Source organism: Caballeronia sp. 11_S32 (genome assembly GCF_056930355.1).
The window spans coordinates 565727-591018 of the sequence record NZ_JBXOWH010000003.1 but is presented as its reverse complement, the minus strand read 5'-3'; the positions used below and the strand labels follow the sequence as shown (position 1 = coordinate 591018).

Below are 25292 nucleotides of genomic sequence, written 5' to 3'. Positions count from 1 at the left end.
CTTTTGCTTGTGGCTTCAGTGCTGCGTGTCTTCCGAGAGCGCGGCGACCAGCTCGGTCAGCAGGTCCGGATCGAGCGGCTTCTCGATCCAGCCCGTCGCGCCCGCCGAGCGCGCCGCGTCCTTGAACGGCTCGCCGTCTTCGGTCGTCAGCACGAGAATCGGCGTCGCCCTGTATGCGGGGTTCCCGCGCAGCGCCACGATCAGATCGAGCCCGCTTCTGCCCGGCATGTGCTGATCGGTCAGAACGAGATCGAAGCGCTCGGCGAGCGCCCACTCCAGGCCTTCGTCGCCGTCCGACGCGACGGTCACTTCGTAACCCGCCGTCGTGAGCGTCGCCGAGAGGATTTGCCGCATGGCGGCGGAATCGTCGATTGCCAGAATGTGTTTGATCATGTTTGTCTCTTGCCGTGATGACGGTCGAAACGTGTCGGGTCTTGAGCGTGTTTTTTGGGGAATCTGCTCAGTGCGCGGCGGACCTGGGCGCGATGCCGGGAATCAGCTGGCCGAGCGCCGCCGATGGCGCGCCGTTCGCGTCCGTGCCGTTGTCGAGCGTGGCGCCCGGCGAGCCATCGTCGCGCAGCATCGACATTTCCGCTTTCCGGTTCAGCACGATGACGCTGATGCGCCGGTTCTCCGGATCGAGCGGGTCCTGCCTGTTCAGGTTTTGCGTCGACGCGAGGCCGAGCACGCGCAGCACCTTCGCTTCGTCCATGCCACCCGCGACGAGCTCGCGCCGTGACGCGTTCGCGCGGTCCGCCGACAGTTCCCAGTTGCTATAGCCCTTCTCGCCGCCCGCGTACTTCACGGCGTCGGTGTGTCCCTGCACGACGATGCGGTTCGGCACGTCGTTCAGGCTCTTGCCGATCTCGCGCAGGATGTCGCGCATGTATGGCTGCACGGTGTTGCTGGACAGCGCGAACATCGGGCGCTTCTGCGTATCGACGATCTCGATGCGCAAGCCCTGCTGCGTCGATTCGATACGAATCTGCTGCCTGAACTGGCGCAGCGTCGGATTGGCTTCGATCGCGGCCATCAGCTTGACTTGAAGATCGTGCAGGCGCACCTGCTCGCGCCGCTCGAGCTCGCCTTGCGCGGACTTGAGCAGCTCCTCGTCGGTGTCCGACGATGCGCGCTGCGCGAGCTGCGTGCTGCCGTTGGTCCTGCGCGCGGCGCCCGCCTCGCTGCTGGAAATATCGCGCCCGCCGCCGGTGATGATGCTGTTGTCCATGCCGACGGTCTTGCCGCCGACCATCGCGGCCTTGAGCGGCATGTTGAAGTACTCGGCGATGCCGCGCCGCTGCACCGGCGACGTCGACGAAAGCAGCCACATCAGCAGGAAGAACGCCATCATCGCGGTCATGAAGTCCGCGTAGGCGAGCTTCCACGCGCCGCCGTGATGCCCCTTCGCGCCCTTCCCGACGACGCGCTTGATGAATATCGGGCGCCCGCTTTCGTTGCTCATGGCTGTGTCTCGATCAGTGCGGAAATCACTTCGCCTTGACCCGGCGCACGTGTTCTTCCAGTTCGGAGAACGACGGGCGCTCCGTCGAGAACAGCACCTTGCGGCCGAACTCCACCGCGATCGCGGGCGCGTAGCCGTTCAGGCTCGCGAGGATCGTCACCTTGATGCACTGGAACATCTTGGTCTGCTCCGCGACGCGCTGCTCCGCGACGTTCGCGAGCGGCCCGATGAAGCCATAGGAAAGGAGAATGCCGAGGAAGGTGCCGACGAGCGCCTGCGCGATCATCTCGCCGAGAATCGCGGGCGGCTGATCGGCGGAAGCCATCGTATGCACGACGCCCATCACCGCCGCGACGATGCCGAACGCGGGCATCGCGTCGCCGACCTTCGACAGCGCGTGCGCGGGCGCCTCGCCTTCGACGTGATGCGTCTCGATCTCCTCGTCCATGAGGCTTTCGATCTCGAACGCGTTCATGTTGCCGCTGACCATGAGCCGCAGATAATCCGTCAGGAATTCCACGATATGGTGGTCCGCGAGAATCTTCGGATACTGGCTGAAGACCGGGCTCTTCGAGGGATCTTCGATATCCGCTTCGAGCGCGAGCGTGCCTTCCTTGCGCGCCTTCGCGAGCAGCACGTAGAGCAGGCCCATCAGCTCCATGTACATGCCCTTGTCGTATTTCGCGCCCTTGAAGAGCGTCGGAATGACGAGAACGGTCGCCTTGATGGTCTTGACGTTATTGCCGAGGATGAATGCACCGACGCCCGCACCCGCGATCATCAGAATTTCGACCGGCTGCACGAGCGCGCCAAGATGGCCGCCTTCGAGCGCATAACCGCCGAAGACGGACAGCAATGTCACGAGCGTTCCAACGAAAATCAGCACAGTCGAGTCCTCACGTTTCAATGCGGTAAGACCGCCGTTAAGTGGTTTACGGCAACCGGCTGAAAAACTTTGAGGTTGATTCCGCGGGGCGGCAAACGGTAAACCCCGCGTGGCGACGGGGGTGCGGCATCAGGCCGCGATGCGCGGGGCGCGCTCCGTTGCGCTTCGAGGCGCCGCCTTGCGCGTCTTGCCCGCGCGCGACGGCGGCTGGCACAAGCCGCAGACGTAGCCTGCGCGCAGGTCATACGCATGCGCGACGAAGCGCCCGCCGCAGCGCGTGCACGTGTTCGTCTGCAACATGCCGGATTCGAAGTAGCGCACGAGCGTCCACGCGCGCGTGAGGGAAAGCACGGGTTCGTCGCCGTGGAGCGCCGCGTGCTCGAGATAGAGGCGGTAGCTTTTCACGATCGCCTGGATCGTGCTTTGCGCGCCGTGGGCGCCGCCGTGCTCGTCGATGAAACGGTAGATGCCGTGAAACAGCGACGAATGGATGTTCGGCTGCCACGTCATGAACCAGTCGGTCGAGAACGGCAACATGCCCTTGGGCGGCGACGCGCCCTTCAGCTCCTTGTAGAGCTTGATGAGCCGGTCGCGCGACAGGCTCGTCTCCGCTTCGAGCAGTTGCAGGCGTGCGCCGAGCTCGATCAGCTCGATCGCCAGGGTGATCTCGCGGACTTCCGCGACTACGCTTTTCGTCGCCATTGGCGTGACGGACGTGCCTTAGCCGATCTGCTCGACGGGACTGTCCGCCAGCAGGATCGCCGCGTGGGCGTGCGCGAGCGCTGCGCTCTTGTCCTTGTCGGCGAGCGACGAAAGGATCGCGTGGTCGTCGAAACGAAAGCGGCACAGCAAGTGGCTCGACGACGCCACTTTCACCACCTGCGCGAGCGTCAGCGAGGCCAACACCTGTGCAACCTGCTCGGAAAGTCCGAGGCGGTACATCGCCGAAACGCGGTCTTCCTGCAGGAGCCGCTGCGCGAGGAGCAAGTACGAAAGATTCACCTCGCGGATTTCCGCGAGCGCGCTCGGATTGCTGGCCGTCATCTGTTTCCCCGAATCGATACGTGGCTGGTCAGGCCCGGCGGGAACGTTTGCTCGAATTCGCAAAGGACAGCGAATCCGGCCCCGCCCGTGTTGTCTGGTTTCGATTCGATTGTCGCCGATGCCCGCGGCCGCGCCTGTCGGACAAAGCTTCCGACGCAGCGACGGAGTTTCGCGAATCTTCATGTAGGAATATTTCTTACACGCCGGCACGCTTCGATTGCCGGTCGGCAATCTTGGATATCGGCAGCTATTGATCTGACTTAATGGCTTACTGAATATTTTCGGCCTTCGTCGCCCGGCTGCGGGTGTGAGCGCCGCATCCGGCCGTGGGTCCGTAAATTGCTGTGAGGGTCTCGCGGTCCGCTGCCATACGTTAAATCCGTCTACATCATCCTCTTCGGTGCAATTTCTGACTTCGTAACAGCACATGTTTCGCGCTGTAACAACGATAAGCGATTGAAAAATGAAGTGAAATGCCGCCACCGATCCCGATAATGGGCATTAAGGGATAACCCGGTCGCGATGTTTTTTCATCTCCGGGCCGATCTCGGGCGGCGTCTCACGACTACGCGGCCCGCCCGAATGGCATGTTGAACGCTCGACCGGAGCGTGACTGCACTGCCTCAACCTTCCGCCTCGACAGGCATGGGATCGAGCAAGGAGCGAAAGCGCCAGCTTCGATCGACATAGGAGAGTCACGTTATGCGAATCGCACAAATTGCACCGTTGCACGAAGCAGTTCCTCCGAAGTTTTACGGCGGCACTGAACGCGTGGTGTCGTATCTCACCGACGCGCTCGTCGACCTCGGCCACGATGTAACCTTGTTCGCAAGCGGCGATTCGCAAACCAAGGCGACGCTCGAAGCGGTGTGGCCGCGCGCGTTGCGTCTCGACCCCACCGTGCGCGATGCGCTCGCGCCGCACATGCTGCTGCTCGAAACCGTCCGCCAGCGCGCGCACGAGTTCGACGTGCTGCACTTCCACCTCGACTACATGCCGTTCCCGCTGTTCACGCAGATGGACACGCCGTTCGTGACGACGCTGCACGGCCGTCTCGACCTGCCGGAACTGCAGCCGATCTTCGACACGTTCACGAAGGCGAACGTCATCTCGATCTCGGACAACCAGCGCGGGCCGCTGCCGCAGGCGAACTGGCTGAACACCGTGTATCACGGCCTGCCGAACGAGCTGCTCGCGCCGCAACCGCACAAGAAGCCGGAATACCTGGCTTTCCTCGGCCGCATCTGTCCGGAAAAGCGCGCCGATCTCGCCATCAAGATCGCTGCGCAAAGCGGTCTGCCGCTGAAGATCGCCGCCAAGGTGGACAAGGTCGACCAGGAATACTTCAAGTCGACGATCGAGCCTCTGCTCTCGCAGGCGCATGTCGAATTCATCGGCGAGATCAACGAGGCACAGAAGCCCGAGTTTCTGTCGGGCGCGAAGGCGCTGCTCTTTCCGATCGACTGGAACGAGCCGTTCGGCCTCGTGATGATCGAAGCGATGGCCTGCGGCACGCCGGTGATCGCGTTCAACCGCGGCTCGGTGCCGGAAGTGATCGACCACGGCGTGACGGGCTTCATCTGCGAGGACGTGCAGGGTGCGGTGGGCGCGCTGCATCGTCTGGATGAACTGTCGCGCACGGAAATCCGCGCGCAGTTCGAGCGCCGCTTCAGCTCGCGGACGATGGCCCAGAACTACGTCGAGAGCTACGCCGCCATGCTCCAGGCCGCGAAGCGCCCGGTGCTGCGTCAAGTCGCGGTGGGCTAAAGCGCGCTCACGAACGCCGGATTCAAGCTGTACGGATGCCGCCCGAATATCGGGCGGCATTTTTTTTGTCCGCACGCTAAGGCTTTTGTTTGAGGACAATCCGAACTTCAGTCCGATGCCCGTGAATCAAGAGCAGATCAACCATTTTTGACAGTTCGCAGAACGGACCGCGCTTAAACTCCGCTGCGCAAGCGCGTCACGCGTTCTTGTCTCGAATCAACGGTTTATCTCTCTTTCACGAAGGCAGAATCATGCATTTGTCGAAGCGTCTCGGCGCTGAACTTTTCGGTACTTTCTGGCTCGTGCTGGGCGGCTGCGGAAGCGCCGTGCTCGCCGCGGCCTTCCCTCAACTCGGCATCGGCTTCGCCGGTGTGTCGCTGGCGTTCGGTCTCACCGTGCTGACCATGGCCTATGCCATCGGTCACGTTTCCGGCTGCCACCTCAACCCGGCCGTGAGCATCGGTCTCGCGACCGCTGGCCGCTTCCCGGTCCGCGATCTCGTGCCGTATATCGCCGCTCAGGTGATCGGCGCGACGCTCGGCGCATGGATCATCTATCTGATCGCGACGGGCAACCCCAACTTCGATTTCGCGTCGAGCAGTTTCGCCGCGAACGGCTTCGGCGAACATTCGCCGGGTCACTTCTCGATGATCGCGGGCCTGGTCTGCGAAGTCGCGATGACCTTCTTCTTCCTGTTCGTGATTCTCGGCGCCACCGATGACCGCGCGCCGAAGGGCTTCGCCCCGCTCGCGATCGGCCTGTGCCTGACACTCATCCACCTGATCTCGATTCCGGTCACCAATACGTCGGTGAATCCGGCGCGCTCGACGAGCCAGGCGTTCTTCGTAGGCGGCTGGGCGCTCGATCAACTGTGGCTGTTCTGGATTGCGCCGATCGTCGGCGCGATTATCGCGGGCCTGCTTTATCCGTCGTTGACGCGTCAGAAGTAAGCGTCGGCGGACGCATCAGCGGTAAGCAAAACGGGCGCGCCATGCGCCCGTTTTTGTTTTTGGGCAACGCCTCGCATCCGAATGATTAAAAGGGCGCGACAAATGTAATGCCGAATTACGCAGCATGCTTATGAATTGTTGCGAGACGGATTCGACGGAACACCGGCATCGCGCGTGAGGCCCGCCGGATAAGGCTTCCGGCGATCGCGCCAATCGGCACGGGCTGTCTCCATGCCTTACGCCGCCCTTGCATACCGTAACAAGTCGTCGAAGCGTGTAAGACGGCGGCCGCTTACATTGGACTCATGCGACACACGTCGCCTTAAAGGAGAAACACAATGAAGCGCATCGTCACCCAAATGCTCGTCGCGACCGGCCTCGTGATCGGTGCCGTGGGAGCGGCTCAGGCTCACAGCGATCTGCACATCGGCGTTTCTGTCGGCGCGCCTGCTTACGTGGCCCCGGCTCCGGTGTATGTGCGCCCGGCGATGCCGGCCTACGGCGCGCCGTACTATCGCCACGAAGCGCCGCGCTGGCACGGCGGCTACGGCCACGACAACGGCCGCTGGAACCGCGCGGGCTGGAACCACGGCGGCTATGGCAACAACTGGGGGCATCGCGGCTAAGCGACGCGTGCCGCCAGCGAACACCGGCGGCACGCCGCGACGGACGCTCAGTCGGGCGTCTGTCCCGGCGACGCCAGTTCGTCGCGAATGCCGAACAGCTTGCGCAACTGGTGTGCGACGCCCGCCTCGAAGTTGTTCCCGACATGCGGCACATTCGGCAGACGCTTGATGAGATCGGGATTGGCGTTGTTCATCATGAACGGATGCCCGGCGGTTTCAAGCAGGTCGATGTCGTTCATGTTGTCGCCGAACGCGACGCATTGCGCGGTTTCGAGCTCGAGCCGCTCCAGCACGAAGCGCAGCGCCCGCCCCTTCGAGACGTCCGACGTCATCACTTCCAGACAGTCCGGCAGCGAATACGTGACGTAAAGCGAGTCGCCGAACTCGCGCTCGAGATTCGCGGCGGTTTCCTTCAGATCGGCCGGCTCACCGATATACAGCACTTTTGCGATGTTCTCGCCGTCATGCTCGCGCAGATCCATCACCTCGTACTTGAAGCCCGAATCCTGGTGGAAGACCAGCAGTTCGGGCGCGTGACGATCGATGAGCCAGGCGTCGTCGGCGAAAAGATTGACGATGACGCGCTCGCTGCCCGCGAGATCCGGCTGCACCAGGCGGCGCACGGCGGCGGGATCGAGGTCGCGCGAATAGATGCGCTCGTCGCCGGGCGCATGGACGCGCGCGCCGTTCGACGTGATCAGATAGGCGTCGACGCCGAGCAGATCGCGGATGCCGGCGACGTCGCAATAATGCCGGCCCGTCGCGATGATGATGGGTACGCCGCGCGCGGCCAGCGTGCGCACGGTTTCGGCGGTGAAGGGATCGAGCTGGTGGTCGCTGTTGAGGAGCGTACCGTCGAGATCAGTGGCGATGACCGAGTACATGACTGCCTTTGTGGTGCCGCGAAGGTCGGTATTTTATCGCGCCGCGCCGCCGCTGGCCTTCGACGCGCACGCTGCGCGACGCGCCAGTTCCAGCGCGCCCGCTGCAGAATCGGCACGCGGCGCCCGCACGCGCTCGCGCAACGCGGCCGGTACGAACGGCTCGTAAGACGCCGCCAGGCCGCCGCACAGCGCAATGGGCAACGCGCCCGCGGAGTCGAGCGCTGCGACCAGCCGCTCTATTTCGAGCCCGGCGCGCTTGAGCAGGCGCGAGGCGACCGGATGGTCGTGGAACGCGAACACAGTGGGCGCGAGCGTCGCGTACGCAGTCTGATTCGCGGCGCAGAGCCACACAACGAGACTGTCGCGATCCGTCGCGCCGGTTTGCGCGAGCAGCGCCCGCGACCAGCCATCTTCCGGCGCGCGGCCGTCCAGCACGCGCTGCAGATGAACGACGGCGCGCAAGCCGAGCCACGCGCCGCTTGCTTCATCGCCGCTCGGGAAACCGTAGCCGCCCGCGATGCGGCAAACGCCCGCCTCGTCCAGCGACGCCGCGATGCTGCCCGTACCCAGCGCGACGATCACGCCGGGTTCGCCGCCGTGCGCGCCGAGCACCGTTGTGTAGGCATCGCTCTCGACGCTCAGCGCGCGCACTTCAGGCGCCGTCGAGAGAAAAGCCGAGAGCCAGCCTGCGTTGTTGACGCCCGCGAGCCCGCAGCCGAGCGAGCAGTTGCGCCAGTCGAAAGGCAGCGCGGCGGCTTCGAATGCGCGCCGGCATGCGTCGCCGATCGATTGCCACGCGCGCTCGACACCGAGCCCGAGCCCCGATGGTCCGCCGCTCGCGCGCGCGAGTTCGATGCCCTGCGCGTCCGCGAGAATCACGCGCGTGCCGCTTCCGCCGCCGTCTACGCCGAGCAGAAAGCCTTGAGATGCCGAGTTGGAGAATGTATTCATGGGCGCAAGCTTACCGGTGGCCGAGGCGCCCGCCAATTGGCCGAATGGCATAGATGGCACGGCGCGGGCGTTCCGCTATGCTGACGCGATTCAGAATAATGAGGACTCGCAATGGCAGACACCGAACAAACCCGCTGCGCGTGGGCCACCACCGAAGCGATGATCCAGTACCACGACGATGAATGGGGCGTGCCGTCGCGCGACGACCAGCATCTGTTCGAGATGCTCGTGCTGGAGGGCGCGCAGGCCGGCCTCTCATGGTCGACGATCCTGAACAAGCGCGAGGGCTATCGCGCACTCTTCGCGGACTTCGACATCGGCAAAGTGGCGCGCTTCACCGAAAAGGATATCGAGCGGATCGTGCTGGACGCGCGAATCGTCCGCAACCGGGCGAAGGTCGCGTCCGCCGTGCTCAATGCGCGCGCCGTGCAGCAGATCCAGCAGGAGCACGGCTCGTTTGCGAACTTCGTCTGGTCGTTCGTCGGCGATGCGCCCATCGATACGCCACGCGACGCGAAAAATCCCACGCCCGCGTCCACGCCCGAATCCGACGCACTGAGCAAGGCGCTCAAAAAGTACGGCTGCAAGTTCGTCGGCACAACCATTTGCTACGCCTTCATGCAGGCGACGGGCATGGTCAACGATCACGCCGCCACGTGCCTGTCGCGAGGAAAAGCTAAGACAAAACGCAAAACCGTGGCCAAATCCTCACATTGAAGCCATCCAAATGGGGGGAATTTTTGCTTTTTGGCAACATCCTTGAGCGCAAATCCGGAAACCTAGGGTAAATCCCGATAGAAGCCACTTTTTTTGCAGTGAAGCACGTCCGGAGCCGCGTATGACAAGGCTCTCGGCCGGGTTTTCCGCACTGCACGAGCGTGCGGTCCGTGTAAAAATGGCGTTTTCGCGTGCGCTGGCGCACCTTTTTACCGGGCCGAACCGTTATAACTGACGGGGTACGGATCGTTCACTGAGTGTAGAAATCCGACGCGAGCACAATACAGGGCGCTGTGAAACCGCACGCCCAGGCCGGGAAATCCGTCGTGCTCGAAGCAGTGTCCGGGCGGCTAAGCGTCGATTCAGGTTGCGCCATATTCGCAACGATGCCGCAGCTCCGGTGCAGCAGGTGCAGGTTCTCGAATATCCAACGCATGGCCGCTGCGCAGGGGCGCAGGGGAGAAGATCATGAAAAGCTTGAACTTCCTGACCCATCAGGAGATTTTCAACAGCGCAGTACAGCATCTCTTCGTGCAAGGGCAAGCGGCGTTGCTGCCTCACGGCGGCGGCGCCTATCGCGGATACTGCGGCGGCTGCCCCGTCGGCAGCTTCATCAAGCCGCGCGACTATGTCAGCGCGATGGAAGGCGTGCCCATCCGCTACATCGCGAAGCCGCCCGAGCAGATTCCAACCTACATGGATGTCGGCGTCGCGGCGCTCAGGCGCGCGCTTCTGCGTTCGCGCATCAACGTGTTCGATCCCAATACCGTCGAATTGCTCTCGTGTCTGCAGAACGTGCATGACGTCTTCGGCAAATGGGAATGGCGCGAGCGGCTCACGTCGATCGCGCGTCAGTTCGGGCTGTCCGCCGAGCTTCTGAAAACGGCTGCTTGATATTGCGGGTGCTGTGATGTTGAGCCCTATCACGATGTTGAACGCGAAAGAGATCTACGAGCGCGTCAGCACGCATTTACTGGCGCAGCGCGCGGTCTCGGAAGACGACAACGGTTCGTGCCGGCTGCGAAGTCCCGAAGGCCGCAAGTGCGCGATCGGCTCGCTCGTGAGCGACGAACTGTACGACCCGGACCTCGAAGGCGTCGGCATTTCCTACTATCGGCATGCGCAGGACGGCAAGCTATTGCAGGCGCTCTACGCGTCGAACGTGAACGCGTACGACCCGAGCATCGTCGATCTGCTGATCGAGCTCGAGGAAGTTCACGACTACGCCGATGTCGAAGAGTGGCCGCAACTGCTCGCGGCGCTCGGCAAGCGTCACGCGTTCGTCTGAGCGCGCAGGCTCTAAGCCGGAGCCGCAAACGAAACGGCGGTGCGCCCTTACGGGTCGCACCGCCGTTTTGCCGTTCAGGGCAAGGATTCGATCCTCGCCCGAACAGGATGCTCAGTGCATCTTCTTCGGCAGCATCTGGCTGCGCAGGCGCTTGCGCAGACGCGCGACGGCAGCTGCCTTCTTGCGCTTGCGCTCGGTGGTCGGCTTTTCGTACGACTGGCGCTCGCGCAGTTCGGCGATCAGGCCATTGCGCTCGATGGTGCGGCGGAAACGCCGAATCGCGACATCGAACGGCTCGTTTTCTTTGAGGACGATAGTGGTCATGTAAATCCTGTTTTGCTAAACGTATTTCTAAGCGCGCGACGATAAAAGCCGCCGCGCCCCGGCACTCCGATCGTCCGCCGACATGAAAATGGGCGGCGGACACGAGCAAAGCGGCCACGGAGGCCGGAAAAGAGAGAGTTGAGATTCAACCGCGGAAGCGGCATGCGCTTTCGAAAGAACCACACGAAGGCGCGTTTCGGAGCCGTTCGCCGCTGCTCATTAACGTTGTATTGACGTTGCTTTTTTCAGCGGCGAAGGCAGGAAATCGGGCACATTTCTCGATTCGGGCGCGATGTTACCAGAACGCCGCGCCCCTGCCAACCACCTCGAGCGGCCCAACCCATTGATGCAACAGATTTATTTCTGCCTTCACTTCTCCCAGGCACCGGCTTCGTCGAGCAGCGCGATGTCTTCGCCGGCGAGCTTAAGACGCGTCGCGGCGGCGAGGCTTTCCAGTTGCTTCACCGATGTCGCGCTCGCGATCGGCGCGGTTACGCTCGGCCGCGCGATCATCCACGCGAGCGCGACCGTCGCGGGCGTGGTTTCGTTGCGCTTCGCCACTTCGTCGAGTGCGTCGAGAATCCTGAAGCCGCGCGGATTCAGATACTTTTCGACGCGCGCGCCGCGCGCCTTGTGCTGCGTGTCTGCCTTCGACCGGTACTTCCCCGACAGAAACCCGCTCGCGAGCCCGTAGTAAGGCACGACCGCGATCTTGTGCCGTTCGGCCACCGGTTCGAGACCGGTTTCGTAGCCTTCGCGGTCGTAGAGGTTGTATTCGGGCTGAAGGATCTGATAGGCGGGCAGGCCGGAATCCTTCGCGACTTTCAACGCCTCTTCGAGCCGCTCGCCCGTGTAGTTCGACGCGCCGATCACTCGGACCTTCCCCGCCTTGATGAGCTTCTGATACGCGTCGAGCGTTTCGCCGAGCGGCGTTTCGTCATCGTCGAAATGGGAGAAGTAGACGTCGATGTAATCGGTCTTGAGCCGCCGCAGGGAGTCGTCCACGGCCGCCGCGATGTTCGCCGCGCTCAGGCCGGCGCGCGTGCTTAGCTTGCCGACTTTCGTCGCGAGCACCACCTGATGACGCTTGCCGCTTTCCCTGAACCACTTGCCGATGATCGTCTCCGATTCGCCGCCCTGGTGTCCGTCGGCCCAGGCGGAATAGACGTCGGCAGTGTCGATGAAATTCAGGCCGTGATCGATGAACGCGTCGAGGATCGAGAACGACGTGCGCTCGTCGGCGGTCCAGCCGAAGACGTTGCCGCCGAAGACGAGCGGTGCGACTTGCAGGTCCGATGTGCCGATGCGTTGTTGCATTGAGTGCTCCGGATGCGAGGGGGAACGGACGAAAAAGCATACGCGCGAAACGGGAGCCTTGCCGGGAGACGCGTTGGAGGCTTACGAAGGAATTCGTTACGCAAATCGTTTGCGCGGGGCTTAAGTTTTTTTCGAGGGGCCCGATAACCACAAGTAGGCGGCCGGCTATCACCGAGCGCAGGACCGCCAAGGCAACACTCGGTGCCAAAGCCAAAGCCAGATACAGTCTCCCAGGAGAGAACAAATGATCGGTATCAATAGCAACATCAACTCGCTGGTTGCACAGCAGAACCTCAACAGCACCCAGAGCGCGCTGTCTTCGGCCATCACCCGCCTGTCGTCGGGCAAGCGCATCAACAGCGCTGCTGACGATGCTGCTGGTCAGGCAATCGCGTCGCGCATGACGTCGCAGATCAACGGTTTGAACCAAGGCGTGTCGAACTCGAACGACGCGGTCTCGATGACGCAAACCGCATCGAGCGGTTTGAGCCAGATCTCCGACAACCTGCAGCGTATCCGCCAGCTCGCGGTGCAATCGGCGACGGGCTCGCTCTCCTCGACCGACCAGGCTGCTCTGCAAAAGGAAGTGGCCCAGCGTATCGCTGAAGTGAACCGTATCGCTTCGCAAACCACGTACAACGGCTCGAACGTGCTCGACGGCACCGCCGGCAAGGTGAGCTTCCAGATCGGCGCGAACGTCGGCCAATCGATCTCGGTCGATTTCTCGCAGGGCGTGTCGGCGGCTTCGCTCGGCGGCGGCTCGGCAAGCAAGGGCTCGGTGCTCGGCACGGTCAGCGGCCTCAGCCTGAAGAGCGACGGCACCGTGGCGGGATCGGGCACCACGCCCGCCATCACGTCGATCAACATCCTTGCTGACGGCAAGGGCGGCTACACGTTCACGGACCAGAACAACCAGGCCATCGACAAGACCGCCAGCGACGCGCTGTTCACGGTCACTTCGAGCGTGGCCGGCGCACCGAGCACGATCACGGCCAAGGCCGGCGGCGCGCTCGCGCCGAGCAGCCAGTTCGCAGCGCTGAGCACGGCGAACGCCGCGAATACGCCGAGCGCTCCTGCGCAGTCAGGCACGGTCATCGGCACGGTGTCGAACCTGAACATCGACGCGGCAACGGGCAAGGACGCAACCTCTTCCACGACGTCGTTCATCACCTCCGTGACGGCGAAGGCCGACGGCGCAGGCGGTGTCACGTTCTTCGACCAAGACGGCAAGAGCCTCGGTGACGGCATTGCCGCCGGCTCGGTTGCGAAGTCGTTCCTGACGGTGACCGCAGGCGCAACGACGACTCCGACGACTTTCTCGCTCACGTCGGCCGCGAACGTATCGGCCAACACCGCAGTCGACGCGGCCAGCACGCTGAACGCTGCTCCGAGCCTCGCGAACATCGACATCAGCTCGACGGGTGGCGCCAACGCCGCGATCCTTTCGATCGACAACGCGCTGAACACGGTCAACTCGCTGCAAGCAAACCTCGGCGCTGCGCAAAACCGCTTCACGTCGATCGCTTCGACGCAGACGCAACAGTCGACCAACCTGTCGTCGGCACAGTCGCAAATCACCGACGCGAACTTCGCGCAGGAAACCGCGAACCTGTCGAAAGCTCAAGTGCTGCAACAAGCTGGCATCTCGGTGCTGGCTCAAGCGAACTCGATGCCGCAGCAAGTTCTGAAGCTCCTCGGCTAAGCAACAACGCCTAAGCTGTAGCCGGCGCGCATCGGCAAGTACAATGCGCGCCGGATGTAACAAAGCATCGAAGCAGTCAGCGCACCGGGAGCTCGTCTCCCTGTGCGCGTTTTCGGGAGATGACGACTCCCGCTCAATTTCAAGCGATCGCGAAGCAATACGACCGGAGCACTCATGACCACCGTTTCCACGACAACGGGTTCCACTGTCGATCCGACAAGCGCCGTACAGCAGGCCGCACAGTCGATCATCAGCGGTTCCACGAACTCCACGATGGACGTGAATTCGCTCGTCAGCGCGATCGTCAACGCGAAGGTCGCGGGACAGACCGACGCGCTCAACAACAAGAAGACGGCCGACAACACGCAGCTCACCGCGATCGGCACGCTGAAGTCGGTGCTCTCGCTGCTGCAGAGCTCGATCACCAACCTCGCGAACGGCACCACGCTTTCCGCCTTCACCGCCGCCGCTGACGGCAAGGGTCTCACGGCCACCGCGGGCAGCGGCGCGGTCGCGGGCAGCTATTCGGTGAACGTGCAGAACATCGCGACGTCGCAGTCGATCACATCGGGCGCGTTCAAGTCGACCGACACGCTCGGCACCGGCTCGATGACGATCAACGTCAACGGCAAGTCCAGCACGATCAAGATCGACAGCAGCAACAACACGCTCTCGGGCATCGCTTCGGCGATCAATTCGGCGTCCGACAATCCGGGCGTCACGGCGACCATCGTCAACGGCACGGACGGCGCGCACCTCGTGTTGCGCTCCTCGTCGACGGGCCTGTCCAACGGCATCAATATCACGGTCGATGCGGACGACAGCACGTCGCCGCTCAACAAGCTCGCGGTCAAGACGACGACTGTCGCCGCGAGCACGGCCCCCGATCCCAACGATCCGACCAAGACCATCACGACGCCCGCGCACACGTCGATCGACAGCACGGGCGGCTGGAACCAGAATACGGCCGGCCAGGACGCGAATCTGACGGTCGCGGGCACGGCCGTATCGAGCTCGAGCAATACGATCAAGGACGCGATCACGGGCGTCTCGATGACGCTCGCGTCGGACTCGGTCGGCACGACGCAGACGCTCACGATCGGCCAGGATGTCAGCGGCCAGAAAACGACGATCGAAGCGTTCGTCACCGCGTACAACAACTTCATCAGCACGGCGTCATCGCTGACGTCGTTCGACTCGACTCAGGCAGCCGGTTCGCAAGGCGGCGCGCTGCTCGGCGACTCGATGATGAACTCGATCAAGAACACCATCTCGAGCACGATCAGCCGCGCGATCGGGACGGGCAAGGATCAGGTCAATCTCGCTTCCATCGGCATCGCGCTGCAGCCCGACGGCTCGCTCAAGACCGACGAGGACGCGCTCACCGATGCGCTCACGAACAAGAGCGGCACGATTGCATCGCTCTTCAACTCGACCAACGGCGTCGCCGCGCAGTTGAACAAGAGTCTGACTTCGTTCCTGCAGACAGGCGGCATCATCGACACGCGCACCACCGCGCTGAACACTGATCTGAAGAACATCGCCGATCAGCAGACGCAGCTCACCGCTTATACGCAGCAATTGACGACGTCATATAACCAGCAGTTCACGGCGCTGAACACGCTGATGTCGTCGATGACGCAGCAATCCAGCTATCTGACGGCGCTCTTCGGCGGTTCGAACAGCGCTGGTGCGATGTCTGACGCCAAGAAGTAATCGCCGAAGGATCGACGCATCATGAACCAGATTGAACTGATTCAGAACGCCTGGACATTGACCGAGGCAATCGAAGAAGCGGTCGGCAAGGAAGACTGGGTGCGTGCGGCCGAGCTCACGGAAGCGCGCGCGCCGCTCGTGATGGCGTTGCAGGCGGAACAGCCCGCCGATGCGCTCGCGCTCATCCGCAAGATTCAGGCGAGCATCGATGCCGTGGCCGCACGCTCGGCGGCCGCGCAGGCATCGCTTGCTGCGGCCTATCGCCGCTCGATGGACGGCGCCAGGGCCGTCAGCCGATATCATCAGGCGGCGCAGCTCTAAAGTTTTTTCTTCTCACGCCGATAACAATCTCAAGAACAACAAGAACGACGCGCCGGTTCGCCGGCGCGCTGCTTCGCTCTTCGATGCCCGCCTTCCGGCGGGCATTTTTATTTGCAGCGCCCGCCTCACCGTCCAAGCGTCAGCACGAGATAAGTCACGTACAACACGCCATTCCCGAGCAACGCCCAAAGCACGATGCCATTCGCCTTCGCATTCAAGCGCAACCACGCCGCCGCCGCGAGCGTGATCAGCACGCCGGTCAGCACCTCGATCCGCGGTTCCCAGGGCGTCAGCATGATGCCGATCGCCGGCAGTAACGTCCCCTGAAACACCATCGCTCCAGTGATATTGCCGAACGCCAGCGTGTCCTTCCCCCGGCGTGCCCAAAGAATGCTGTTCACCTTCTCGGGCAGTTCAGTCGCGATCGGGATGATGATGAGCGACAGCAGCAACGCAGAAATCCCGAGCGCATGCGACACGCCCTCGACGCCGTGAATGAAGCCCTTCGCCCCGCCGACGAGCAGCACGATGCCGACGAGAAACTGCAACATGATGGAGCCGAGCGAAGTCCGCAAACCGACACGCGAAGCAAACAACGGCTCGGGCGCTTCCGTCCCGTGCCCGCTCTCGACGAGCTCCGCCGAAGCCCTGAACGTCGAAATCACATAGACGACATAGAGTCCGACGAGCCCCACCGCGAACACGGCCCGCACCGGCCACGCATGATGCGGCACGAACATGGCCGCGCACGCGATCAGGAACGCGAACAGAAAGAAGTTGAGATCGCGCACGAACCCGCTGTGCTCCGGCATGATCCGGCCGCGCAAGCCGCGCGACTTGAGAATCGCGACCGTCATCAGGCAAGTCGACAGCGTCGCGAGCATCAGCGGCGCGCCGAGAATCGCGCCGACGCCGATCTCCTCGTTGACCGCACGGCTAGACGTGCCGCCGAGCAACGCGATGATCGGCACCGTCGTTTCCGGCAACGCGGTGCCGACCGCCGCGAACAGCGAACCGGTCACGCCCTCGGAGATGCCGAGCCGCTCGCCGAGGTGTTCGAGCGCGTTCGTGAATAGCTCCGACGCGATCAGAATGATCGCGAGCATCAGCGCGAGTTCGACAAAGAGCATCGTCATGCGGCACCTCGCATCGAAGAATGCGGCAGGCGCGCAGGCGTGCACGAACGACGGGGATATTGTGATTGTGGGGACACGATGATTCCACGGCCGGACGTCGAGCGAACCACGATGCGCCACGCGCCGTCCGACCAAGAACGACATAACGCATCGATGGTCTCGCCAAACCGTTCCGGTCGAACGCGCCACGGCAGCAGGGCCGAGGATGTTGACGCGTTCTCCTTCGCACGCGAAGGAAGGCTACTCCCCAAAGACGGCGCAAGTTTAGCCTGATGCACACCGTTTCAGCAAGCCGCGAATAAGCGTATGCCGATCGAATCGTTGTCGGCGATAGAGGCATTCGCTAATCTAGCCGCGCCGGGCGCGCCGCTTGCTTCGCGTGCCCAAGCGATCCGACGAGACCGAAACAAGAACCAAACGCTGTGTGACCGCAAGGTCACGGGAGATCTCATGCGCCTGAAATTCTTCGCCGCCGCTGCGGCAGCTGCAATGCTCGCCGCGCCGACGCTCGCGATGTCCAAGCCGCTCACAGTCTGCACCGAATCGAGCCCGGACGGCTTCGATGTCGTCCAGTTCAATTCGCTCGTGACGACGAACGCGTCCGCGGACGTGATCTTCAACACGCTCGTCTCCTACGACGAGGCCGCGAAGAAGGTCGCACCCTCGCTCGCGGAAAAGTGGGACGTGAGCGGCGATGGCCTCACCTACACGTTCCGTCTGCGTCCGAACGTTCAGTTCCAGACGACCGACTACTTCAAGCCGACGCGCCCGCTCAATGCCGACGACGTCGTGTTCACGTTCTCGCGCATGCTCGACGACAGCAATCCGTGGCACAAGGTCGCGGGCGCGAGCGGCTTTCCGCACGCGCAGTCGATGGGCCTCGTGAAGCTCATCAAAGCCGTCTCGAAAGTCGATGACCATACCGTGAAATTCGAGCTCAACGAGCCGAACGCGACCTTCGTGCCGATTCTCACGATGGGCTTCGCGTCTATCTATTCGTCGGAATACGCGGACAAGCTGCTGAAAGCCAACCAGCAAACCGATCTGAACAGCAAGCCGGTTGGCACCGGTCCGTTCGTGCTGAAGAGCTACACGAAGGATTCGGTGATCCGCTACGACGTCAATCCGTCGTACTGGGGCGCGAAGCCGAAAATCGATCGCCTGATTTATGCGATCACGCCGGACGCCTCCGTGCGCGCGCAGAAGATCAAGGCGGGCGAATGCCAGATCGCGCTGTCGCCGAAGCCGCAGGACGTGCTCGACGCGAAGAAGGACAAGTCGCTGAAAGTGAGCGAAGCGCCCGCGTTCATGACCGCGTTCGTCGCGCTCAACACGCAGAAGAAGCCGCTCGACAATCCGAAGGTGCGTCAGGCGATCAACATGGCGTTCGATCGCACGACGTACATGAAGACCGTGTTCGACAACACCGGCACGCCCGCCGTGAATCCGTATCCGCCGAATACGTGGAGCTATGACAGGAACATCGCGGCTTACAAGTACTCATCGGCGGATGCGAAGAAGCTGCTCGCCGATGCGGGCTTCCCGAATGGCTTCGACACGACGATCTGGGTGCGTCCGAACGGCAGTGTGCTGAATCCCAATCCGAAGGCCGGCGCCGAGTTGCTGCAGGCCGACCTCGCGAAGATCGGCGTGAAGGCGCAGGTGAAAGTGATCGAATGGGGCGAGCTGATCCGGTCAGCCAAGCAAGGCCAGCACGACATGCTGTTCATGGGCTGGGCCGGCGATAACGGCGACCCGGACAACTACATGTCGCCGCTCTTCAGCTGCAATGCGGTGAAGTCGGGCATCAACTTCGCGCGCTACTGCGACAGCCAGCTCGACAAGCTCATCGCCGATGGCAAATCGACCGCCGATGTCGCGAAACGCACGAAGGCGTATGTCGATGCGCAGAAGATCATCCACGATCAGGCGCTGTGGATTCCGCTCGTGTATCCGACGGCCGCCGCGCTGACGCGCGCGAACGTCAGCGGTTACAACGTGAGCCCGTTCGGGCGCGTGAACTTCGGCGCTGTTTCCGTTCAGTGAGTCAAGTCAGGCTGGCGTGAAGCGGATCACGCCGTCATCGCCGGTCTGACGCTTCAACGTGCCATCGAGCCAAAGCAGATTCAGGTGCGCGAGCGCTTCGCCGAGCGCGAACGTCATCTGATGGATGTCGAGCTTGCGCTTGAACATGATCGGCACGATATCGGCGGCGCTGCATGGCTTTTGCGCGCATGCGTCGCGCACTTCCGCCAGCCGCGCGCGATGATGCTCCCGCAATTGCCCGATGCGCGTCTGCACGCCGCGAAAAGGCTTGCCGTGCGAAGGGAACGCGAGGGTATCGGCGGGCATCGACTCATAGCGGCCGAGCGATTCCAGATACAACGCGAGCGGATTGCCCTCCGGCTCGACCGCGAACACGGATACGTTCGTCGAGATGCGCGGCAACACCATGTCGCCGGAGATGAGCAGCTTGTCGGCGGCGCAGAAAAGCGCGCTATGTTCCGGCGAATGGCCATAGCCCGACACCACTTCCCAATCGCGTCCGCCAATACGGACGACATCCCCATTGCGGATACGGCGATATTCGGCGGGAATCGAAGGCACGAGCGTCGGGTAATAGCTGTCGCGCTTGCGCAGCGCGTCGAGCGAGGCTTCGTCGGTCAGGCCGTGCGCCGCGAAATGCGCCGCCGCGCGCTCGCCGCCCGCATTGGAGCCGTCGCCGGCGGCCATCACGCGGCCCATCGCGTATTCGCCGAGCGAAATCCACAGGCGCACGTTCCAGCGGTGCTTGTCGCCGCCCTTGCAGAGCCAGTCGGCCAGGCCCAGATGATCCGGGTGGCAATGCGTGACGATCACGCGCAGCACCGGCAGGCCGTCGAGCATGGTATCGAACACGCGCTCCCAGTTCGCGCGGATCGTGTCGCTCGAAATGCCGCAATCGACGATGCTCCAGCCCTTCACGCCGTCGATTTCGTCGCGCAGCAGCCAGAGATTGATGTGATCGAGCGCAAACGGCAACGGCATGCGCAGCCAGAAGACGCCCGGCGCCACTTCCTTGACGCCGCCCGATTCCGGCAATGCATCCGCGAAAACATAGTCGAGCTGGTGTTCGAGTGCGTTCATTCGGTCCCTGCCTCCGGGTTTGCGCCGCGTTGCAATTTGGCGAAGTTGACGATAACGTAAACGTCCATTCTAACGTTGCGCGCGCATTTGCGCTGCCGGCCCGCGATGACTCAACCGACGCATTACACGATCACCGAACTGGCGCGCGAGTTCGACATCACGCCGCGCGCCATTCGCTTCTACGAAGACCAGGGCCTGCTCGCGCCGAAGCGCGAAGGCGCGAACGGCCTGCGGCGCGTGTATTCGCCGCGCGACCGCACGCGGCTGAAGCTCACGCTGCGCGGCAAGCGGCTCGGCTTTACGCTGTCGGAAATCCGCACGCTGCTCGATCTCTATGATTCGCCCACCGGCACGGCCACGCAACTGCAGGCTTTCATCGATACGATCGCCGCGCATCGCGAAGTGCTCGAGCGTCAACGGGAAGATCTGGACACGACGCTCGCCGAACTCGCCGCGTATGAGGAACAGGGCCGGGCGCTGCTCTCGGCGGGAATGGAAAAGCGCGCGCGCAAACCCAAAGCGGCATGACGTGACGTCCACACACGAAGCGCAGGGCCGACATGAATCATTTCCCCAAGCTGCTCTCGTCGCAAATCGGCTTCGACGTCGCCAAGACGATACTCGAAGGCTTCGAGCATCATTACCGTGTGTTTCGCGAGGCCGCGATCAGGGCGAAGGATCTGTTCGAGCGCGGCGAATGGCTCGCGCAGCAGCAGCTCGCGCGCGACCGCATCGCTTCGTATGACGATCGCGTCTCGGAATGCGTGGCGCAGCTCGAAGACGAATACGACGCCGAGAATATCGACGACGACGTGTGGCAGCAGATCAAGCTGCATTACATCGGCCTGCTGACGACGCACCGGCAGCCGGAATGCGCCGAAACGTTCTTCAACTCGGTGTGCTGCAAGATCCTGCATCGCTCGTACTTCAACAACGATTTCATCTTCGTGCGGCCGGCCATCTCGACCGAGTACATCGAGAACGACGAGCCCGCCGCGAAGCCCACGTATCGCGCGTATTACCCGGAGAGAGACGGTCTCGCCGCGACGCTCGAGCGCATCGTCACGAACTTTCAGTTGGAGCCGCCGTTCGAGGACCTGCCGCGCGACGTGCAATGCGTGATGGAGTCGCTGCGCGATGCCTTCGGCGATCTCACGCCCGCGCCGAACTTCCAGATTCACGTGCTTTCTTCGCTGTTCTTCCGGAACAAGGCGGCGTATATCGTCGGGCGCATCATCAACGGCGACGCGCTGCTGCCCTTCGCCATCGCGGTGCGGCACACGTTGCCGCGCCTGCTCGCGCTCGACACCGTGCTGCTCTCGCGCGAGCAAGTGCTCATCATCTTCAGCTTCTCGCACTCGTATTTTCTGGTCGACATGGAAGTGCCGTCGGCGTACGTGCAATTTCTTCGCACCATCATGCCGCGCAAGCCGAAGGCGGAAATCTATACGTCGGTCGGCCTGCAGAAGCAGGGCAAGAACGATTTCTATCGCGACCTGCTGCACCATTTGTCGCATTCGAGCGACAAGTTCATCGTCGCGCCGGGAATCAAGGGGCTCGTGATGATCGTCTTCACGCTGCCTTCGTTTCCGTACGTGTTCAAGCTCATCAAGGACGCGTTCCCGCCGCCGAAGGAAACCACGCGGCAGAAGATCCAGGACAAGTATCTGCTCGTGAAGCGTCACGACCGGCTCGGCCGCATGGCCGATACGCTCGAATATTCGAGCGTCGCGCTGCCCGTCGGGCGCCTCGACGACGCGCTCATCCGCGAGCTGGAAAAGGAAGCGCCTTCCATGATCGAGTACGAAGGCGACAATCTCGTCATCAAGCACGTGTATATCGAGCGCCGCATGGTGCCGCTCAATCTCTTCTTGCAGAACGCGAGCGCCGACGAAATCGATCGCGGCATCAAGGAATATGGCGATGCGATCAAACAATTGATCCAGGCCAACATCTTCCCCGGCGACATGCTGTACAAGAACTTCGGCGTGACGCGGCACGGTCGCGTTGTGTTCTACGACTACGATGAAATCGAGTATCTGACCGATTGCAACGTGCGCCGCGTGCCGCCGCCGCGCTACGAAGAAGACGAGTTGTCGGGCGAACCGTGGTATACCGTCGGGCCGCACGATATCTTTCCTGAAACGTACGGCACATTTCTGCTCGGCGATCCGCGCGTGCGCGAGGCGTTCATGCGCCATCACGCGGACTTCTTCGATCCCGCGCTCTGGCAGCATCACAAGGAACAACTGCTGCGCGGCGAACTCGCCGATTTCTTTCCCTATGACCGGGACGTCCGATTCTGCATCCGCTATCCGGAGCGGTTCGCGAAGCCCGGCCGACCGGATGCGCGTGCCGCCTGACGCGCGCGCGTCCTGCTTTGACCATCGATCATGAATCACACTGACGACAACAACGAAACCGCCAATCCCCTCGCCCATCTCTTCGCGAACAACCAGAGCTGGGTCGAGCGCAAGCTGGCCGAAGACGCCGAGTTCTTCCAGCGCCTCGCGCATCAGCAGGCGCCCGAATATCTGTGGATTGGCTGCTCGGATTCGCGCGTGCCGGCGAACCAGATCATCGGCTTGCCGCCGGGCGAAGTGTTCGTGCACAGAAACATCGCCAACGTGGTCGTGCACTCGGATCTCAACTGTTTGTCCGTGATCCAGTTCGCCGTCGATCTGTTGAAGGTGAAGCACATCATGGTCGTCGGCCATTACGGCTGCTCGGGCGTGGGCGCGGCGCTCGTCGGGCGGCGTGTCGGCCTCGCCGATAACTGGCTGCGCCATGTCGAAGACGTGCGCGAGAAGCACGCCGCGCTGCTCGAAGACTGGCCGATCGGCGACGCGCGGCATCGCCGGCTCGTGGAACTGAACACGATCGAGCAGACGATCAACGTATGCCGCACGACCATCGTCAACGACGCATGGGCGCGCGGACAGGAACTCACCGTGCACGGCTGGACCTACGGCGTGCACGACGGCCGCTTGCGCAACATGGGCATGATGATCGGCGCATCGGACGAGATCGATCCGGTGTATCAGTCGTGCATCGCCGCGATGAGCCGCAGCGGCGCCCATTCCGCCGAAAACGATGTCCTCGCCTCCGATGCGGCGCTTGCCGCTCGCATGGGCGATGTTCCCGAAGTCATCAAAGGCGTCATCAAGGAGCTGAAACATGAGTGAGACACAGAACGATCCGGTCGTCATCGTTGCGGCGGCGCGCACGCCGATGGCGGCGTTCCAGGGCGATTTCGCCGCGTTGACGGCGCCACAACTCGGCGCGGCGGCGGTTCGCGCGGCGGTCGAGCGCGCGGGACTCGCGCCGGAACAGGTCGACGAAGCCATCATGGGCTGTGTGCTGCCCGCGGGACAAGGCCAGGCGCCCGCGCGCCAGGCCGCGCTCGGTGCCGGCTTGCCGCTTTCCACCGGCTGCACGACGATCAACAAGATGTGCGGCTCCGGCATGCGCGCCGCGATGTTCGCGCACGACATGCTGCTCGCGGGCTCGGCCGATGTGATCGTCGCGGGCGGCATGGAGAGCATGACGAACGCGCCGTATCTGCTGCCGAAAGCGCGCGGCGGCATGCGCATGGGCCACGGTCAGGTGCTCGATCACATGTTCCTCGACGGACTCGAGGACGCGTACGAAAAGGGCCGCCTGATGGGCACGTTCGCGGAGCAATGCGCTTCGTCGTATGCGTTTTCGCGCGAGTCGCAGGATGCGTTCGCGGTCGAATCGCTGCGGCGCGCGCAACGCGCGAACGATGACGGCTCGTTCAAGTGGGAGATCGCGCCGGTGACGGTGCAGGGCAGGAAGGGCGATACCGTCGTCGAGCGCGACGAGCAGCCGTTCAAGGCCAACATCGAGAAGATTCCGTCGCTCAAGCCGGCCTTTGCCAAGGACGGAACGGTGACGGCGGCGAACTCGTCATCGATTTCGGATGGCGCCGCGGCGCTCGTGATGATGCGCGAATCGACAGCCAAGCGGCTCGGCGTGAAGCCGGTTGCGCGGGTCGTCGGGCATAGCACGTTCGCGCAGCAGCCCGCGCTCTTCACGACGGCGCCTGTCGGCGCGATCAGCAAGCTCTTCGAGAAGAACGGCTGGCGCGCGGGCGATGTCGATCTGTACGAGATCAACGAAGCGTTCGCCGTGGTGACGATGGCCGCGATGCGCGAGCACGATCTGCCGCACGACAAGGTCAATGTGAATGGCGGCGCGTGTGCGCTCGGGCATCCGATCGGGGCGTCGGGGGCGCGGATTCTGGTGACGTTGATCGGGGCGCTGAAGTCGCGCGGGTTGAAGCGCGGGGTGGCGAGCTTGTGTATTGGTGGAGGGGAAGCGACGGCGATGGGGGTGGAACTGGTTTGAGCGTTGGATCGGCCCGGGGCGTCAGCGCGCCGGGCCTGTCTCGCTGCTACTCGAAGGGATTGAACAAGTCGACGCCTGCTCCATGGAAGTCCTTGACGTTGCGTGTAACGACCGTCAGGCCGTAGACCAACGCCGTCGCAGCGATAAGCGTGTCCAGGGCTGGTTTCGAATTCGTCGCGCGAAGCCGCCCCCACAATTCGCTTATCTCCTTATCCACAGGCAGAATTCGGCTCACGTATTGACGGAGCACACCGTCCAACCAGCTTTCGAGTCCCGCTGCTTGCGGCGTGTCGCCTCGACGACGAAGGTTTTCTACGCCGTGCCGAAGTTCTCCGACCGTTACCACGGAAAGGTGAACATCGTTTTCGTCATCCTCTGCCTGACGAAAAAACTTGCGGACACCCTGATTCCCCCGGTCGCGCCTGTAAATCTCGCTGATGACGTTCGTGTCAGCCAGAAACATCTGAATCTCCTCTGCCTACCTCGCGAAGCAAAGCCTCGAGGTCGATGTCGACAGGAAAATTCAGGACGTGCTCGATGAACCCTCTCGGATCATCTTCTGGCTCTCCCATCTGCCGGCGGACTTCGGCCTCGATCTTGCGCCGCCGCGCGGCACGCTCTTGAACCTGCCGAAGCCATTCCGGGTCGATGTTTGGCGGCAACGGGGATCGAATGATTTTCAACATGCTCACTCCGAGTCGAAA

General features: G+C 62.8%; 27 protein-coding genes and 1 riboswitch. Of the genes, 14 read left to right on the top strand and 13 right to left on the bottom strand.

Annotation, left to right across the window (positions count from 1 at the left end):
• Positions 1-15: 15 nt before the first annotated feature.
• From AC1Z32_RS14370 to flhD, 5 genes are all read right to left on the bottom strand, one after another.
• The gene (locus AC1Z32_RS14370) at positions 16-393 is read right to left on the bottom strand and encodes a response regulator (RefSeq protein ID WP_483479286.1); all 378 of its coding nucleotides are present in this window, start codon (positions 391-393) and stop codon (positions 16-18) included.
• Between the two features lie 67 nt (positions 394-460).
• Entirely contained in the window at positions 461-1462 is a 1002-nt protein-coding gene (gene motB / locus AC1Z32_RS14365) for a flagellar motor protein MotB (protein WP_483479285.1), read from the bottom strand.
• A gap of 25 nt (positions 1463-1487) precedes the next feature.
• Positions 1488-2348 (bottom strand): flagellar motor stator protein MotA, encoded by an 861-nt coding sequence (motA, locus tag AC1Z32_RS14360; RefSeq protein WP_483479284.1) that lies wholly within the window; start codon positions 2346-2348, stop codon positions 1488-1490.
• A gap of 129 nt (positions 2349-2477) precedes the next feature.
• Positions 2478-3050, bottom strand: coding sequence for a flagellar transcriptional regulator FlhC (gene flhC / locus AC1Z32_RS14355; protein ID WP_483479283.1), 573 nt, complete (start codon positions 3048-3050; stop codon positions 2478-2480).
• A gap of 18 nt (positions 3051-3068) precedes the next feature.
• Positions 3069-3392 carry a flagellar transcriptional regulator FlhD gene (gene flhD / locus AC1Z32_RS14350; protein ID WP_483479282.1) on the bottom strand — a complete coding sequence of 108 codons (324 nt, stop codon included), beginning with the start codon at positions 3390-3392 and terminating at the stop codon, positions 3069-3071.
• A 702-nt stretch (positions 3393-4094) separates the two neighbouring features.
• Here flhD and AC1Z32_RS14345 point away from each other — a divergent pair.
• The 3 genes from AC1Z32_RS14345 to AC1Z32_RS14335 all read left to right on the top strand — a co-directional run bounded on the left by AC1Z32_RS14345 (position 4095) and on the right by AC1Z32_RS14335 (position 6735).
• Positions 4095-5159 carry a glycosyltransferase family 4 protein gene (locus tag AC1Z32_RS14345; protein ID WP_483479281.1) on the top strand — a complete coding sequence of 355 codons (1065 nt, stop codon included), beginning with the start codon at positions 4095-4097 and terminating at the stop codon, positions 5157-5159.
• Positions 5160-5410: 251 nt separating this feature from the next.
• Complete coding sequence (gene aqpZ, locus AC1Z32_RS14340) at positions 5411-6109, top strand: aquaporin Z (RefSeq protein WP_483479280.1); 699 nt, start codon at positions 5411-5413, stop codon at positions 6107-6109.
• A gap of 338 nt (positions 6110-6447) precedes the next feature.
• Positions 6448-6735, top strand: coding sequence for a hypothetical protein (locus AC1Z32_RS14335; protein WP_483479279.1), 288 nt, complete (start codon positions 6448-6450; stop codon positions 6733-6735).
• Between the two features lie 47 nt (positions 6736-6782).
• Here AC1Z32_RS14335 and AC1Z32_RS14330 read toward each other — a convergent pair whose 3' ends face one another.
• Together AC1Z32_RS14330 and AC1Z32_RS14325 are read right to left on the bottom strand one after the other, a co-directional pair.
• A complete protein-coding gene (locus AC1Z32_RS14330) occupies positions 6783-7619 on the bottom strand; it encodes a Cof-type HAD-IIB family hydrolase (RefSeq protein WP_483479278.1) in 837 nt (278 codons plus the stop codon).
• 33 nt (positions 7620-7652) lie between these two features.
• Positions 7653-8570: a glucosamine kinase nucleotide-binding domain-containing protein gene (locus tag AC1Z32_RS14325; RefSeq protein WP_483479277.1), complete on the bottom strand. Its 918-nt coding sequence runs from the start codon at positions 8568-8570 to the stop codon at positions 7653-7655.
• Between the two features lie 111 nt (positions 8571-8681).
• On the opposite strand from AC1Z32_RS14325, the gene AC1Z32_RS14320 reads away from it, so the two are divergent.
• The 3 genes from AC1Z32_RS14320 (at position 8682) to AC1Z32_RS14310 (ending at position 10575) form a co-directional block, all read left to right on the top strand.
• On the top strand, positions 8682-9287 hold the full coding sequence (locus AC1Z32_RS14320; protein WP_483479276.1) for a DNA-3-methyladenine glycosylase I: 606 nt from the start codon (positions 8682-8684) through the stop codon (positions 9285-9287).
• A 468-nt stretch (positions 9288-9755) separates the two neighbouring features.
• Positions 9756-10181 carry a hypothetical protein gene (locus tag AC1Z32_RS14315; RefSeq protein ID WP_483479275.1) on the top strand — a complete coding sequence of 142 codons (426 nt, stop codon included), beginning with the start codon at positions 9756-9758 and terminating at the stop codon, positions 10179-10181.
• 34 nt (positions 10182-10215) lie between these two features.
• Positions 10216-10575, top strand: coding sequence for a phospholipase D-like domain-containing protein (locus AC1Z32_RS14310; RefSeq protein WP_483479274.1), 360 nt, complete (start codon positions 10216-10218; stop codon positions 10573-10575).
• Positions 10576-10686: 111 nt separating this feature from the next.
• On the opposite strand, the gene rpsU is transcribed toward AC1Z32_RS14310, so the two are convergent.
• Entirely contained in the window at positions 10687-10899 is a 213-nt protein-coding gene (gene rpsU, locus AC1Z32_RS14305; protein ID WP_008351904.1) for a 30S ribosomal protein S21, read from the bottom strand.
• Positions 10900-11268: 369 nt separating this feature from the next.
• A complete protein-coding gene (locus AC1Z32_RS14300; RefSeq protein WP_483479273.1) occupies positions 11269-12216 on the bottom strand; it encodes an aldo/keto reductase in 948 nt (315 codons plus the stop codon).
• 244 nt (positions 12217-12460) lie between these two features.
• Here AC1Z32_RS14300 and AC1Z32_RS14295 point away from each other — a divergent pair, with 244 nt between their 5' ends.
• The 3 genes from AC1Z32_RS14295 to AC1Z32_RS14285 all read left to right on the top strand — a co-directional run bounded on the left by AC1Z32_RS14295 (position 12461) and on the right by AC1Z32_RS14285 (position 15955).
• On the top strand, positions 12461-13918 hold the full coding sequence (locus tag AC1Z32_RS14295) for a flagellin N-terminal helical domain-containing protein (protein WP_483479272.1): 1458 nt from the start codon (positions 12461-12463) through the stop codon (positions 13916-13918).
• Between the two features lie 174 nt (positions 13919-14092).
• Positions 14093-15634: a flagellar filament capping protein FliD gene (gene fliD / locus AC1Z32_RS14290; RefSeq protein WP_483479271.1), complete on the top strand. Its 1542-nt coding sequence runs from the start codon at positions 14093-14095 to the stop codon at positions 15632-15634.
• 21 nt (positions 15635-15655) lie between these two features.
• Entirely contained in the window at positions 15656-15955 is a 300-nt protein-coding gene (locus AC1Z32_RS14285) for a flagellar protein FliT (protein WP_483479270.1), read from the top strand.
• 125 nt (positions 15956-16080) lie between these two features.
• Here AC1Z32_RS14285 and AC1Z32_RS14280 read toward each other — a convergent pair whose 3' ends face one another.
• Positions 16081-17091 carry a sodium:calcium antiporter gene (locus AC1Z32_RS14280; RefSeq protein ID WP_483479269.1) on the bottom strand — a complete coding sequence of 337 codons (1011 nt, stop codon included), beginning with the start codon at positions 17089-17091 and terminating at the stop codon, positions 16081-16083.
• 88 nt (positions 17092-17179) lie between these two features.
• Positions 17180-17355: riboswitch (yybP-ykoY riboswitch) on the bottom strand.
• A 186-nt stretch (positions 17356-17541) separates the two neighbouring features.
• On the opposite strand from AC1Z32_RS14280, the gene AC1Z32_RS14275 reads away from it, so the two are divergent.
• Positions 17542-19137, top strand: coding sequence for an ABC transporter substrate-binding protein (locus AC1Z32_RS14275; protein WP_483479268.1), 1596 nt, complete (start codon positions 17542-17544; stop codon positions 19135-19137).
• A 6-nt stretch (positions 19138-19143) separates the two neighbouring features.
• Here the strand turns inward: AC1Z32_RS14275 and AC1Z32_RS14270 are convergent, their stop codons facing one another.
• Positions 19144-20217, bottom strand: a complete 1074-nt coding sequence (locus tag AC1Z32_RS14270; protein ID WP_483479267.1) for an MBL fold metallo-hydrolase — start codon at positions 20215-20217, stop codon at positions 19144-19146.
• Positions 20218-20322: 105 nt separating this feature from the next.
• On the opposite strand from AC1Z32_RS14270, the gene AC1Z32_RS14265 reads away from it, so the two are divergent.
• The 4 genes from AC1Z32_RS14265 to AC1Z32_RS14250 are packed head-to-tail and all read left to right on the top strand — an operon-like array spanning position 20323 to position 24588.
• Positions 20323-20745 (top strand): MerR family transcriptional regulator, encoded by a 423-nt coding sequence (locus tag AC1Z32_RS14265; RefSeq protein ID WP_483479266.1) that lies wholly within the window; start codon positions 20323-20325, stop codon positions 20743-20745.
• Between the two features lie 32 nt (positions 20746-20777).
• Positions 20778-22580, top strand: a complete 1803-nt coding sequence (gene aceK / locus AC1Z32_RS14260; protein ID WP_483479265.1) for a bifunctional isocitrate dehydrogenase kinase/phosphatase — start codon at positions 20778-20780, stop codon at positions 22578-22580.
• A gap of 30 nt (positions 22581-22610) precedes the next feature.
• The gene (gene can / locus AC1Z32_RS14255; RefSeq protein WP_483479264.1) at positions 22611-23402 is read left to right on the top strand and encodes a carbonate dehydratase; all 792 of its coding nucleotides are present in this window, start codon (positions 22611-22613) and stop codon (positions 23400-23402) included.
• Positions 23395-24588: an acetyl-CoA C-acetyltransferase gene (locus tag AC1Z32_RS14250; protein WP_483479263.1), complete on the top strand. Its 1194-nt coding sequence runs from the start codon at positions 23395-23397 to the stop codon at positions 24586-24588. The genes can and AC1Z32_RS14250 overlap by 8 nt, the downstream gene beginning before the upstream one ends.
• 46 nt (positions 24589-24634) lie before the next feature.
• On the opposite strand, the gene AC1Z32_RS14245 is transcribed toward AC1Z32_RS14250, so the two are convergent.
• Together AC1Z32_RS14245 and AC1Z32_RS14240 are read right to left on the bottom strand one after the other, a co-directional pair.
• A complete protein-coding gene (locus AC1Z32_RS14245; RefSeq protein ID WP_483479262.1) occupies positions 24635-25051 on the bottom strand; it encodes a PIN domain-containing protein in 417 nt (138 codons plus the stop codon).
• Complete coding sequence (locus AC1Z32_RS14240) at positions 25038-25274, bottom strand: hypothetical protein (RefSeq protein WP_483479261.1); 237 nt, start codon at positions 25272-25274, stop codon at positions 25038-25040. Before AC1Z32_RS14240 ends, AC1Z32_RS14245 begins: the two co-directional genes overlap by 14 nt.
• Positions 25275-25292 lie beyond the last annotated feature (18 nt).

Bases quoted from the DNA above. Each gene is read 5' to 3' on its own strand.
- AC1Z32_RS14370 (WP_483479286.1), bottom strand. From the start codon at position 393: ATGATCAAACACATTCTGGCAATCGACGATTCCGCCGCCATGCGGCAA.
- motB (WP_483479285.1), bottom strand. From the start codon at position 1,462: ATGAGCAACGAAAGCGGGCGCCCGATATTCATCAAGCGCGTCGTCGGG.
- flhC (WP_483479283.1), bottom strand. From the start codon at position 3,050: ATGGCGACGAAAAGCGTAGTCGCGGAAGTCCGCGAGATCACCCTGGCG.
- flhD (WP_483479282.1), bottom strand. From the start codon at position 3,392: ATGACGGCCAGCAATCCGAGCGCGCTCGCGGAAATCCGCGAGGTGAAT.
- AC1Z32_RS14345 (WP_483479281.1), top strand. From the start codon at position 4,095: ATGCGAATCGCACAAATTGCACCGTTGCACGAAGCAGTTCCTCCGAAG.
- aqpZ (WP_483479280.1), top strand. From the start codon at position 5,411: ATGCATTTGTCGAAGCGTCTCGGCGCTGAACTTTTCGGTACTTTCTGG.
- AC1Z32_RS14335 (WP_483479279.1), top strand. From the start codon at position 6,448: ATGAAGCGCATCGTCACCCAAATGCTCGTCGCGACCGGCCTCGTGATC.
- AC1Z32_RS14330 (WP_483479278.1), bottom strand. From the start codon at position 7,619: ATGTACTCGGTCATCGCCACTGATCTCGACGGTACGCTCCTCAACAGC.
- AC1Z32_RS14325 (WP_483479277.1), bottom strand. From the start codon at position 8,570: ATGAATACATTCTCCAACTCGGCATCTCAAGGCTTTCTGCTCGGCGTA.
- AC1Z32_RS14320 (WP_483479276.1), top strand. From the start codon at position 8,682: ATGGCAGACACCGAACAAACCCGCTGCGCGTGGGCCACCACCGAAGCG.
- AC1Z32_RS14315 (WP_483479275.1), top strand. From the start codon at position 9,756: ATGAAAAGCTTGAACTTCCTGACCCATCAGGAGATTTTCAACAGCGCA.
- AC1Z32_RS14310 (WP_483479274.1), top strand. From the start codon at position 10,216: ATGTTGAACGCGAAAGAGATCTACGAGCGCGTCAGCACGCATTTACTG.
- rpsU (WP_008351904.1), bottom strand. From the start codon at position 10,899: ATGACCACTATCGTCCTCAAAGAAAACGAGCCGTTCGATGTCGCGATT.
- AC1Z32_RS14300 (WP_483479273.1), bottom strand. From the start codon at position 12,216: ATGCAACAACGCATCGGCACATCGGACCTGCAAGTCGCACCGCTCGTC.
- AC1Z32_RS14295 (WP_483479272.1), top strand. From the start codon at position 12,461: ATGATCGGTATCAATAGCAACATCAACTCGCTGGTTGCACAGCAGAAC.
- fliD (WP_483479271.1), top strand. From the start codon at position 14,093: ATGACCACCGTTTCCACGACAACGGGTTCCACTGTCGATCCGACAAGC.
- AC1Z32_RS14285 (WP_483479270.1), top strand. From the start codon at position 15,656: ATGAACCAGATTGAACTGATTCAGAACGCCTGGACATTGACCGAGGCA.
- AC1Z32_RS14280 (WP_483479269.1), bottom strand. From the start codon at position 17,091: ATGACGATGCTCTTTGTCGAACTCGCGCTGATGCTCGCGATCATTCTG.
- AC1Z32_RS14275 (WP_483479268.1), top strand. From the start codon at position 17,542: ATGCGCCTGAAATTCTTCGCCGCCGCTGCGGCAGCTGCAATGCTCGCC.
- AC1Z32_RS14270 (WP_483479267.1), bottom strand. From the start codon at position 20,217: ATGAACGCACTCGAACACCAGCTCGACTATGTTTTCGCGGATGCATTG.
- AC1Z32_RS14265 (WP_483479266.1), top strand. From the start codon at position 20,323: ATGACTCAACCGACGCATTACACGATCACCGAACTGGCGCGCGAGTTC.
- aceK (WP_483479265.1), top strand. From the start codon at position 20,778: ATGAATCATTTCCCCAAGCTGCTCTCGTCGCAAATCGGCTTCGACGTC.
- can (WP_483479264.1), top strand. From the start codon at position 22,611: ATGAATCACACTGACGACAACAACGAAACCGCCAATCCCCTCGCCCAT.
- AC1Z32_RS14250 (WP_483479263.1), top strand. From the start codon at position 23,395: ATGAGTGAGACACAGAACGATCCGGTCGTCATCGTTGCGGCGGCGCGC.
- AC1Z32_RS14245 (WP_483479262.1), bottom strand. From the start codon at position 25,051: ATGTTTCTGGCTGACACGAACGTCATCAGCGAGATTTACAGGCGCGAC.
- AC1Z32_RS14240 (WP_483479261.1), bottom strand. From the start codon at position 25,274: ATGTTGAAAATCATTCGATCCCCGTTGCCGCCAAACATCGACCCGGAA.